Annotated in this window: 9 protein-coding genes; 4 read left to right on the top strand and 5 right to left on the bottom strand. The window is 67.0% G+C overall.

The window, feature by feature from the left end:
• Nucleotides 1-462 precede the first annotated feature (462 nt).
• The 3 genes from BLS42_RS14360 to BLS42_RS14350 are packed head-to-tail and all read right to left on the bottom strand — an operon-like array spanning nucleotide 463 to nucleotide 4,380.
• Nucleotides 463-1,611 (bottom strand): mannitol-1-phosphate 5-dehydrogenase, encoded by a 1,149-nt coding sequence (locus tag BLS42_RS14360; RefSeq protein WP_090582256.1) that lies wholly within the window; start codon nucleotides 1,609-1,611, stop codon nucleotides 463-465.
• A complete protein-coding gene (locus tag BLS42_RS14355) occupies nucleotides 1,611-3,593 on the bottom strand; it encodes a PTS mannitol transporter subunit IICBA (RefSeq protein ID WP_090582254.1) in 1,983 nt (660 codons plus the stop codon). Before BLS42_RS14355 ends, BLS42_RS14360 begins: the two co-directional genes overlap by 1 nt.
• 58 nt (nucleotides 3,594-3,651) lie before the next feature.
• The gene (locus tag BLS42_RS14350; protein ID WP_090582252.1) at nucleotides 3,652-4,380 is read right to left on the bottom strand and encodes a TetR/AcrR family transcriptional regulator; all 729 of its coding nucleotides are present in this window, start codon (nucleotides 4,378-4,380) and stop codon (nucleotides 3,652-3,654) included.
• A 185-nt stretch (nucleotides 4,381-4,565) separates the two neighbouring features.
• Between BLS42_RS14350 and ptsP the strand changes: the two genes are divergently transcribed.
• From ptsP to BLS42_RS14335, 3 genes are all read left to right on the top strand, one after another.
• Nucleotides 4,566-6,251 carry a phosphoenolpyruvate--protein phosphotransferase gene (ptsP, locus tag BLS42_RS14345; protein WP_090582250.1) on the top strand — a complete coding sequence of 562 codons (1,686 nt, stop codon included), beginning with the start codon at nucleotides 4,566-4,568 and terminating at the stop codon, nucleotides 6,249-6,251.
• Between the two features lie 19 nt (nucleotides 6,252-6,270).
• Entirely contained in the window at nucleotides 6,271-6,690 is a 420-nt protein-coding gene (locus BLS42_RS14340; protein ID WP_090582249.1) for a helix-turn-helix domain-containing protein, read from the top strand.
• A gap of 107 nt (nucleotides 6,691-6,797) precedes the next feature.
• A complete protein-coding gene (locus BLS42_RS14335) occupies nucleotides 6,798-7,019 on the top strand; it encodes a hypothetical protein (RefSeq protein WP_090582247.1) in 222 nt (73 codons plus the stop codon).
• A 9-nt stretch (nucleotides 7,020-7,028) separates the two neighbouring features.
• Here the strand turns inward: BLS42_RS14335 and BLS42_RS14330 are convergent, their stop codons facing one another.
• On the bottom strand, nucleotides 7,029-8,249 hold the full coding sequence (locus tag BLS42_RS14330) for a PucR family transcriptional regulator (RefSeq protein WP_090582245.1): 1,221 nt from the start codon (nucleotides 8,247-8,249) through the stop codon (nucleotides 7,029-7,031).
• 246 nt (nucleotides 8,250-8,495) lie between these two features.
• Between BLS42_RS14330 and ald the strand changes: the two genes are divergently transcribed.
• Entirely contained in the window at nucleotides 8,496-9,614 is a 1,119-nt protein-coding gene (ald, locus tag BLS42_RS14325; RefSeq protein ID WP_090582244.1) for an alanine dehydrogenase, read from the top strand.
• A gap of 87 nt (nucleotides 9,615-9,701) precedes the next feature.
• Here the strand turns inward: ald and BLS42_RS14320 are convergent, their stop codons facing one another.
• On the bottom strand, nucleotides 9,702-10,757 hold the full coding sequence (locus tag BLS42_RS14320; RefSeq protein ID WP_090582243.1) for a Gfo/Idh/MocA family protein: 1,056 nt from the start codon (nucleotides 10,755-10,757) through the stop codon (nucleotides 9,702-9,704).
• Between the last annotated feature and the right edge of the window lie 21 nt (nucleotides 10,758-10,778).

Below are 10,778 nucleotides of genomic sequence, written 5' to 3'. Positions count from 1 at the left end.
GCCAGACCACGGATCTGTCCCGGCCGATCGCCTCGCCAACCTTGGCGTAACTGAGCCCGCCCCGCCGGCCCATCTGGATCATTCCCCGCTCAGCCAGGTTCAATGCCCGGCCCCCCCGGCCCTTCGGCCGTGGGCGCCGGATCCGAAAGACCCCCGACGGGCCCCATGTCCACAGTCATCATCCGGCCAGACTGGGCCCACCAGTTCCTCCCGGTCCCATGAGTGGCTCCGACACGCCGGGCCGCAGCAAGAATCGACATCCCTGCGCACACCAGATCGAAGAACTCAGTGCGCGCATCCAGGGAAAACACATTGACCATCAAACGCTCCATCAATCAGAGCGTTGCTGCGACCATATGACTCTGCCCGGCGAATAGCGGCCGTAGGTGATAGCGCAACGGGAAAAACGCCGACGCCGGTACTCACGTGAGTTCCGGCGTCGGCGCCCAGCTAGGGCGTTGATCAGACGATAGCTTTGGCTTCCTCGATGAGGGAGGAGACAGCGGCGAAGAGCGGGTGGTCCGCTGCCAGGCCGGTGATCTTCTCCGTGGCGTCGTCGGGCGTGGAGGCGGAGAGGATTTTCGCCAGCTCCACGGCCTCGGCGTCGGCTGGATCGTTGAAGCGCAGGGCCGCGGCGATCGCCCCGAGCAGCGCCTCGGGGACAATTCCGCGCTCGGCGAGCTCGGCAGCGGGGCCGATGAAGCGTTCGTGCCGGCTGAGTTTGCGCAGCGGGGCACGGCCCACCCGGTTAACGGTGTCCGGCAGGTGCGGGTTGGAGAAGCGGCCCAGGATCTTCTCGACGTACGCCTCCTGATCCGCGCGGTTGAAGCCGTGCTTGGCCACCAGCAGTTCCTTGGTTTCGTCCAGGACGGCGCGCACGTCGGCCGCGACGTCCTGATCGGCCATGGCCTCGGAAATCTTGCCCAGGCCGGCCTCGAAGCCGAAGTAGGCCGCCGCCGCGTGCCCCGTGTTGACGGTAAACAGCTTCCGTTCGATGTAGGGTTCCAGATTGTCCACGAAGGTCGCGCCCGGGATGACCGGTTCCTTCCCGGCGAACGGGGTTCGGTCGATCACCCACTCATAGAACGTCTCCACCGTGACATCCAGGCCCTGCCCGGCCTCCTGGTTGGGCACAATCCGGTCCACGGCCGTATTGGCAAACACGGCGGCTACGTCCAGGGACCCGGCGGCCGGATCCCACTGGGCAGCGACTTCGGACTTCAGGATGTCGGTCGCGTTGATCGCGTTCTCGCACGCCATCACCTGCAGCGGCGCCAGCCCGGGGGCGCGCGCCGCGATCCCCTTGGCGATAACAGGCGCCACAAACTTCAGGATGTGCGGGCCGACGGCGGTGGTGACGATGTCCGCCGTCGCGATTTCCTTGACGACATCGGTTTCCTGGGTGCCGGAGTTCAGCGCACTAAAGTTGTCGACGGTACGGACGGCGGGATTCTCTCCCACTTCGTGGACCTGGTAGCTGTCCGCGGCGGCCAGCTCGGTGATGAGGGCCTCCGCGACGTCGGCGAACACCACCTCATACCCGGCCTCGTGCAGCAGCAGGCCCACGAATCCCCGCCCGATGTTTCCGGCTCCGAAATGAACGGCCTTCACTAGGAGTTGACCTTTCCGAACAGGGCCAGAACTTCGTCAACCGTGGTGGCCGCCTCAAGCTGGGCCACCTGGGCCTTGTTGGTGAAGACCTTGGCGATCGAAGACAGGATGTGCAGGTGTTCGTTGTTGATCCCGGCCACGCCGACCACGAACTTCACTTCCTTGCCGTTCCAGTCGATGCCGTTCGGGTAGCGGATCACCGACACCGCGGACTTCATGATGTGGTCCTTCGCGGCGTTTGTGCCGTGCGGGATGGCGAGGAAGCTGCCCATGTAGGTGGAGACGGATTCCTCGCGTTCGTGCATGGCGTCCACGTAGCCGGAGTCGACGGCGCCGCGATCCAGCAGGAGCTGGCCGGCCTCGTCGATCGCGGCGTCCCGCGTGGTGGCGGTGCCGTTGAGGACGACGCTTTCGGCCACCAGGATGCCTGCGGGGCCCGTCTCGGCGTCCGGCTCGGCCGCCGCGGGGGTTTCCGGCGTTTCGACGGCGGCCGCGGCGGGTGCCGCTCCCGCGTCCGTGGTGCCGGCTTCCGTGTTGCTTGCCTGGACCAACTCCACGATCTCGTCGTACTTCGGGCTGTTCATGAAGTTGTCCACGGAGACATGCACGGCGCTGGCGGTCGCGGGCTTGGCCCGCTCGGTCAGGTCCTGGTGGGTGATGACGACGTCGTACGTGTCGCTGAGGTTGGCGATGGCGGAGTTGGTGACCTTGACGTCCGGGAAACCCGCTGCCTTGATCTTGTTGCGGAGCACGGAGGCGCCCATGGCGCTGGAGCCCATTCCGGCGTCGCACGCAAAGACGATGTTCTTGATCGGGGTCGCGAGGACGGCGACGCCGCTGGCACCCACGCCCTCACCGATCAGGGCCGCGGAAACCGAGCTCTTCTTGCCCTTCAGAGCCTCCATCCGGTGCGTGGCCTGGTCGAGGTCGTCTTCCGCGGGGGCCTTGCTGGCCTTCAGGATCACCGAAGCGATGAGGAAGGACACCGTGGTGGCGAACAGAACGGAGAGCGTCACGCCGACGTAGCTGTCGCGTGCTGTTGAGGCATAGACCGCGATGATGCTGCCCGGGGCTGCCGGGGACCGGAGTCCGGCGCCGGTGACCACCAGCGTGAAGATACCGGTCATGCCGCCGCCGATTGCGGCGAAGATCGTCATCGGCTTCATCAGGACGTACGGGAAGTAGATCTCATGGATGCCGCCGACGAACTGGATGACCGCCGCGCCCGGCGCGGACGCCTTGGCCAGACCCTTGCCGAAGAAGGAAAAGGCGAGCAGGATGCCGAAGCCCGGACCAGGGTTGGCTTCGAGCAGGAACAGGATGGACTTGCCCTGTTCGAGCGCCTGCTGCGTGCCGAGCGGGGTGAGGATGCCGTGGTTGACGGCGTTGTTCAGGAACAGGACCTTCGCGGGCTCGATGAAGATGCTGGTGAAGGGCAACAGACCGTTCACGACCAGGAATTCGACTACGGCGCTGGCGCCATTGCTGAATCCCTTCACGATGGGGCCGACCACCAGCATGCCGACGACCGCCATGGCGGCGGCAAGGATGCCTGCCGAGAAGTTGTCGATCAGCATTTCGAAGCCGGGCTTGACACGGCCTTCCCAGATCTTGTCCGCCTTCATCATCAGCCAGGCAGTGAGCGGGCCCAGGATCATGGCGCCGATGAACATCGGGATGTCGGTACCGACGATCACGCCCATGGTGGCCACCGCACCCACCACGCCGCCGCGCACCCCGTAGACCATCCGGCCGCCGGTGTAGCCGATCAGCAGCGGGAGCATGTACGTGATCATCGGCCCGACAAGCTTGCCGAGCTCCGAATTGGGGAAGAAGCCCGCCGGGATGAAGAGCGCCGTGATGAAGCCCCACGCGATGAACGCGGCGATGTTGGGCATGATCATTCCGGACAGGAACGTCCCGAATTTCTGGACGTGTACCCGCACGCTGGTGCGTGGTTTCGCAACTGTCTCTGTTGCCATCTGAGTTCCTAACCGTCGTTCCTGCCGCTTTGCAGGATGGTCCGATAATTTCGCCGAGCTAGCTGGTGGAGCTGGTGGAGATCCGGTGGAGCCATTCGAGGAAGAGCTTGAGTTCCGAGCTGGAGAGCTGGTCCGAGTGGGACGCCTGGAGTGCTGCGTTCAATGCGATGGCCGCGACAACCACTGAGGATTTTCCGCTGTCATCAGACCCGTTGTCCCGGGCCTGCTCAGTGGAAACCGCAAAAATCATGGCGTCGCGGGTCATGGCGGAGAGCTCTAGATTCCGCTCCGGCACCTTTTCCGCGATCAGCATGAGGGTCACGCCCACGTTGGCCGCCAGGATGGACCTGGCCGCCTCCTTGGGCGGGACGTTGAGCTGGCCGGAGACAGCCGCCTTGTTGAACATCTCCTCCATGAGGGCCTCCGCATCGGCGACGATCGCCGGACGGCTCTCAGGGCGGATATTGCCAAACATGACGAGGTACAGCTCCGGTTGTTTCAGCCCAAACTCGACATGGTTGTCCCACATCCTCCGGATGTCCTCCAGCGGTTGGCCAGAGGGCGCGAAGTCACGTTCGCCCGCGACATATTCGTCGAAACCCGCTGCGACGACGGCGTCGAACAGCCCTTCCTTGTCACCAAAGTGGTGATACAGCGTCGGTGCCGTGACACCGGCCTGCTGTGTGATTTGGCGGGTCGAGACTGCGGATCCGCCCGAGTTGGCCAGCAGCTCGGCGGCCGCGCGGAGCAGCCGGGCCTTGGGTGGTAGCTGGCCATCGATACTCATAACCGCTACCCTAGCACCTATAGCAACGCTATATGAACTGCATCACATACAATTTTTGCAGGTGCCGTGACCCGCCCGCTGACGTAGCCGTCAGCCGCAGGCACAGATGATCAGCAGGGTCAGCGGCGGCACCTGGTTTACCGGCTTAGTGGCCACTGGCCTACGACAGAGAATGAGGACCTTCAGTGCAGAACTTCCCAGGAGTAGGCGTTAGCCCCGGCCGCATCATCGGCACCATCCGGCAGATGCCCAAACCGATCAGCGAACCGCCCGCCGGAGAGCAGCTTCCCGCCGGCGTCACGGCGGAAGACGCGACGGCGGCACTGAAGGCCGCGGCGAAATCCGTCCACGACGAACTCAAGGCCCGTTCCGAGACCGTCACCGGCGACGGCAAGGCCGTTCTCGAGGCCACCGCCCTCATGGCTACCGACACGATGCTGCTCAAATCCGCCGCCAAGCTGATCGGCCGCGGCACGTCCGGGCAGCGGGCGATCTGGGAAGCCGGCGCCTCCGTCTCGGAAATGCTGCACAACCTGGGCGGCTACATGGCCGAGCGTGCCACGGACGTCCTGGATGTCCGGTCCCGGATCGTGGCGGAACTGCGCGGAGTTCCCGCGCCGGGAATTCCCGTGTCCTCCGCCCCGTTCATCCTCATCGCCGAGGACCTGGCCCCGGCCGATACCGCCACCTTGGATCCGGAAAAGGTCCTGGCCCTCGTCACCGCGGGCGGCGGTCCGCAGTCCCACACCGCGATCATCGCCCGGTCGCTGGGCCTGCCTGCCGTGGTCGCCGCCGTCGGGGTCGACGAACTCGCCGACGGCACCGAGGTGTACGTGGACGGCGCGGCCGGCTTCATCACCGCGAACCCGGATGAGTCCCAGCGCGCGGCAGCAGCCCACTGGGCCGCCACGGCGTCGCTGCTGTCCGCCTTTGACGGGACGGGCACGACGTCGGACGGTTACCTCGTACCGCTCCTCGCCAACGTCGGCGGCGCGAAAGACGCCGTGGCCGCGGCCGGCCTGAACGCCCAGGGCGTGGGTCTGTTCCGGACCGAGTTCTGCTTCCTCGAGCGGGACACTGAACCGACCGTGGAGGAACAGGCCGCCGCCTACAAGGGCGTCTTCGACGCCTTCCCGGGCAAGAAAGTAGTGCTCCGCACCCTCGACGCCGGCGCGGACAAGCCGCTGCCGTTCCTGACCGACGCCACCGAGCCCAACCCAGCCCTGGGTGTCCGCGGCTACCGGACCGACTTCACCACACCCGGGGTCCTGGAGCGCCAGCTGCAGGCGATCGCCCTGGCGGAGAAGGCATCCGAGGCCGACGTCTGGGTGATGGCCCCGATGATTTCCACCGCGGAGGAGGCGGCCCGTTTTGCCGCGCTGTGCGCCACGGCAGGGATCAAAACCCCCGGCGTCATGGTGGAGGTCCCGTCGGCCGCCCTGACGGCAGAGGCCATCCTCCGCGAAGTCGGCTTCGCAAGCCTGGGCACCAATGACCTCACCCAGTACGCCATGGCCGCCGACCGGCAGCTCGGCCCGCTGGCGGCCCTCAACACCCCGTGGCAGCCGGCCGTACTCCGGCTCGTGGGCCTGACGGTGGAAGGTTCGGCGGCCGAGGGGCACAACAAGCCGGTCGGCGTGTGTGGCGAGGCGGCCGCGGACCCTGCCCTCGCCGTCGTCCTCACGGGGCTGGGCGTCACCACCCTGTCCATGACGGCCCGTTCCATCGCGGCCGTCGCCGCCGTGCTGAAGACGGTCACCCTGGCCGAAGCGCAGGAGCTGGCCAAGCTGGCCTTGTCCGCGCCGAGCGCAACTGAGGCCCGGGCATGGGTCCGGGCAAAACTGCCGGTCCTGGAGGACCTTGGGTTGTAACCGCCGCTAGGATGCACTCATGGCACTGATAGCTCCCCGGGTGACGGCCGGCCTCCCGGCCGATGACGCGCAGAAACTCAGGTACGCCCTGGACGGCGGCCACGACATCACGGTGTTCGTCGACGGCACCGTCCACCGGCTGCCGCCCACGGCGCGGGACGCCGTCGTCGATTTGCTGGGCCGCTTCAGCCGCGGCGAGGCCGTGACCGTCAGCAGCGTCGAGGAAATGCTGACGACGTCCCGGGCCGCGGAGCTTGCGGGGATCTCGCACACGTACCTGCGGAACATGACCGACCGCGGCGAGATCCCGGTCGAATACCGGGGAACGCATCGACGGATCCGGCTGGCGGACATCATGGCGTGGCTCGACACGCAGAAGAAGATTGGTACGGGCGCCGGGTCGCCGGCCGGCCAGGACGACGAGGGCGCCGGTGTTTAAGGAACAGATGCTTCATGAACCGATGCTTCATGAAGCAGTGATAAGGATCAAGCAACGATCCCGCTCCTGCGCGGAAACGCTGATATCCCGCGGGTTACGCTTGAATTGTGGGTAAATTCAGAGGGTGGCACATCATGGCAGGCATCGCCGCCATGCTGCTTGCTGGCCTCTTTGGGACCGTGATGGGCCTAAATAACACCGCCACCTACTTGGCCAGCGGCGTCGCCTTCGTTGCGGTGTCACTCTGGGTGGACAGCCGGATTACCCGCCGCCGAAGCGCCGTCCGCAAGATCGGTCTCGACGCCGACCCCTCCAAGCGCGAGGGCTAAAGCGCGCCGCTAAATCCGCGGCCGGCCCGCCCAGCGCCGCGCCTTGAGCGCAGCATGCAGTTCCAGCCGCACCATCCCCTTCAATGGATCCACGCCCAGCAGCTGGCGGATCCGGCCGAGCCGGTTGTAGATGCTGCTCCGGTGCAGGTGCAGCTTGGCCGCGACCTCCTGGACGGAGCCGTCGTTGTCGTAGAACAGCTCCAGGACGGGCAGCAGCTCGCGGTTGCGGTCATGGTCCTCGAGGAGGCGGAAATACACGGATCCCGCGTCTGCCCAGGCCCCCGCCCCGCCGCCGGCCGAGGCCAGGAGCTGGTAGACGCCGGTGGCCCGGCAGTCGACCAGCTCGCCCAGCTGCGGATCCACTGCCGCGGCCTGGGCCGCCTGCCGTGACTGCCGGTAGGCCTCGGCGAGTTCCCGCGGCCTGGCAAATCCCTCGCTCGTGCCCAGGATGATCCGCCGGACCGTGCGCCCGGAGCGTTTGGCGAGTTCCAGTTGGTAGTGGACCAGCACCTGAGCGTGGTCCGCGCGTCCCGTGGATTCCTTGAACAGGACCACCGCGTGGGTCTCCGTGCCGGCGCTGAACAGGGCGGCGTCCACCCCGATGGTCGCCTGCAGCGCCGCGGAGCGGTGAATGAGTGTGTCGGCAATGGGGTCCGAGCCCCCGGCCCAGCCATCCGCGTCCAGGACGGTCACCAACTGCCATGGCCCCTTGCCCTGGACCTCTTTCCAGCCCGCCACGGCGGCCGCCGCGTTGGCCTCGCCCGCGCAGGCGGCCAGGAACTCCTGTTCACGGCGGCGGCGGAACTCGGACTCGGCCGTGTTGGAATCCAGCAGCAGGGCGGACAGCTGCTCCAGCTCCGGCGCCACATCCTGCAGTTGGGCAAGGACGGTCGCGGCGCTTGGTTCCTCGGCGTCGAGCTGGACCCACAGGTACCCCACCCGGAAACCCCGCACCAGCAGCGGCACGCACACACGGCCCAACATGCCCAGATCCGCGTTGGCCGGCACGACGACCGGCCGGACCGCCGTCGCAATCCCGTGGGAGAGCTGCCACGCGATGACGTCCACGGGGACCCGCTTGCTGAGCAGGAAGTTCACCCGGACGCGGTCCGCATGCGATTGGTTGGAGCTGTAGGCGAGGAGCAAACCGTCGAGGTCCTCGAGGGAGAGACCGCGCCCGAGCCGCTGCGCCACCTGCTCCACGAGCTGCTCCACGTCCTGCTGCTGCATCCTGCCAGACTACTGCCCCGGCCTGCCGCACTGCGAATGCATCCGCCACGGACACGAGCCGTCACCTGACGCCCGCTCCCTCGACAATTGTCGATCCCCGGATTTGAAAAACCCCGGAATTACGCGGCCGGCGCCCAGCGGCCGGCAGCGGCACCTGTCGCGTGCCTCACAGCGGGATTTATTCTGGAAGTACGAATCCCCCCGCTCATCCAGGTCCACGAGACCAACACCCACTGGAGCTAACAAATGATCATCGGCGTTCCCAAAGAGATCAAGAACAACGAGTTCCGCGTCGCCATCACCGCGGCCGGCGTCCACGAATTCCGCACGCACGGCCACGTGGTCCTCGTCGAGCGCGGCGCGGGCCTGGGCTCGGGCATCACGGACGAGGAATACGCGATCGCCGGCGCCGAGATCGTCGCCGAAGCAGACGACGTCTGGGGCCGTGCCGACATGGTCATGAAGGTCAAGGAACCGGTCAAGGCCGAATACCACCGCTTCCGCAAAGGCCTGATCCTCTTCACCTACCTGCACCTGGCGGCCGAGCCGGACCTGACCCAGGAACTGATCAACTCCGGCGTCACCGCCATCGCCTACGAGACCGTCCAGGAGGGCCGGACCCTGCCGCTGCTGGCCCCGATGTCCGAGGTTGCCGGCCGGTTGTCCGTGCAGGTGGGCGCCACCTCCCTCATGGCCCCGGCAGGCGGCAAGGGCGTGCTGCTCGGAGGCGTCCCGGGCGTCCGTCCGGCCAAGGTTGTTGTCCTGGGCGCCGGCGTTGCCGGCACCAACGCCGCCGCCATGGCCCTGGGCCTGGGCGCCGACGTCACCATCTTGGACATCAACATCAACCGCCTCCGCGAACTGGACGCCCAGTACCAGGGCCGCCTGAAGACGGTCGCGTCCAACAAGTACGAGATCGAGAAGTCCGTGGTCGACGCCGACCTCGTGATCGGTTCGGTCCTGATCCCCGGCGCCAAGGCCCCGAAGCTCGTCACCAACGAGCTCGTGTCCCGGATGAAGCCCGGCTCCGTGCTGGTGGACATCGCCGTTGACCAGGGCGGCTGCTTCGAGGACACCCGCCCCACCACGCACCAGGAACCGACGTACAAGGTCCACAACACGATCTTCTACTGCGTCGCCAACATGCCCGGCGCCGTCCCGAACACCTCCACGTACGCGCTGACCAACGTCACGCTGCGCTACGCCGTCTCGCTGGCGAACCTGGGGGTCAAGGCTGCGTTCGAGCGCGACGCCGCCCTGGCCGCCGGCCTGAACATCGCCGGTGGCAAGGTTGCGCACCGCTCGGTCTCCGAGGCGCACAACCTGCCCCTCGTCGCCGACTGGCACGAGCTGGTCTCCGCGTAGCCAGAACCGCATCGACTGCTCCGTAACCGCCCTTTTGGACCCCCAGAACGGCAGTTACAGAGCAGTCGATTGTTGTTTAAGCCCGTCTCAGGCCAGGGACCGGGCCTGCTCGATCAGCTGCAGCACCTGGAGCGGGCCCGCGGGGTCAACGGGGACCGGCCGCGCCGAGGCGGCACCGCCGTCGGCGATCTTGGCCGCCAGGATCCGGTAGAACTCCGGGTAGGCACCGCGCTCGGTGGGCAGCCGGTCCAGGTGCCCGTCGCGTCCCAGCAACCCGGCCCAGTCCGGATCTTCCACGCCGTAGTCTTCGTCCAGCGGGCCTCCGCCGGCCACGATGTAGGGCTCCTGCGGGTCCACGCCGTGCTTGGTGAAGCCGCCCTCGCTGCCCAGGATGCGGTAGCGGGGACCCTGCTGGGCGCAGAGCATGTTCATCCAGAGGTGGCTGATCACCCCGGAGCTGTGCCGCAGGACCAAGAAGACGTCGTCATCAACGCGCTGCCCCGGCCGCCGGGTCTCCAGTTCCGCGTGCGTCACCGTGGCCGGCCCGAAGAGCTGCACGGCCTGGTCAATCAAGTGGGTGCCGAGGTCAAACAGCACCCCGCCGCCTTCGTCCACCGTCGCGGCCGCCTTCCACGCCTTGGGCACGTCCGGCGACCACCGTTCAAAGCGGGACTCAAAGCGGGTCACCGTGCCGAGAGCTCCCGCGTCCATGAGGGCTTTTACCGTGAGGAAGTCGCCGTCCCAGCGCCGGTTCTGGAAGACCGTGAGCACCCGGCCCAGCCGCGCGGCCAGGTCGATGAGTCCCTGCCCCTCGGCGCTGCTGACGGCGAACGGCTTGTCGACGACGACGTCGAGCCCGGCTTCCAGCGCCGCCTTCGCCAGCGGATAGTGGGTGGCGGGCGGCGTGCCGAGCACCAGCAAGTCCAGTTCGCCCCCGAGCTCCAGGATGTCGGCCGGGGTGTCGACGATATTCGCCGTCGGGTAGCTGCTAGCGGCGGCCGACTGCCTGCCGGCGTCGGAAGTGGAGATGGCATCCAGCGAATAGGCGGGGTTTGCGGCGATGAACGGGGCGTGGAAGACGCTTCCCGAGAGGCCGAAACCGGCGACGGCGGTGCGGATGGGCCGGGCTGAATCGTTGCTCATGGTGCCTAGGCTACCGGCTGG

The sequence above is a fragment of the Arthrobacter sp. ov407 genome (assembly GCF_900102895.1).
Lineage (GTDB): Bacteria > Actinomycetota > Actinomycetes > Actinomycetales > Micrococcaceae > Arthrobacter.
This window is presented reverse-complemented; position numbering and strand designations above follow the sequence as displayed.

What these genes read in the sequence shown, in the direction of transcription:
- BLS42_RS14355 (WP_090582254.1), bottom strand. Translation starts at nt 3,593, where the DNA reads ATGGCAACAGAGACAGTTGCGAAACCACGCACCAGCGTGCGGGTACAC.
- BLS42_RS14350 (WP_090582252.1), bottom strand. Translation starts at nt 4,380, where the DNA reads ATGAGTATCGATGGCCAGCTACCACCCAAGGCCCGGCTGCTCCGCGCG.
- BLS42_RS14340 (WP_090582249.1), top strand. Translation starts at nt 6,271, where the DNA reads ATGGCACTGATAGCTCCCCGGGTGACGGCCGGCCTCCCGGCCGATGAC.
- BLS42_RS14330 (WP_090582245.1), bottom strand. Translation starts at nt 8,249, where the DNA reads ATGCAGCAGCAGGACGTGGAGCAGCTCGTGGAGCAGGTGGCGCAGCGG.
- ald (WP_090582244.1), top strand. Translation starts at nt 8,496, where the DNA reads ATGATCATCGGCGTTCCCAAAGAGATCAAGAACAACGAGTTCCGCGTC.
- BLS42_RS14320 (WP_090582243.1), bottom strand. Translation starts at nt 10,757, where the DNA reads ATGAGCAACGATTCAGCCCGGCCCATCCGCACCGCCGTCGCCGGTTTC.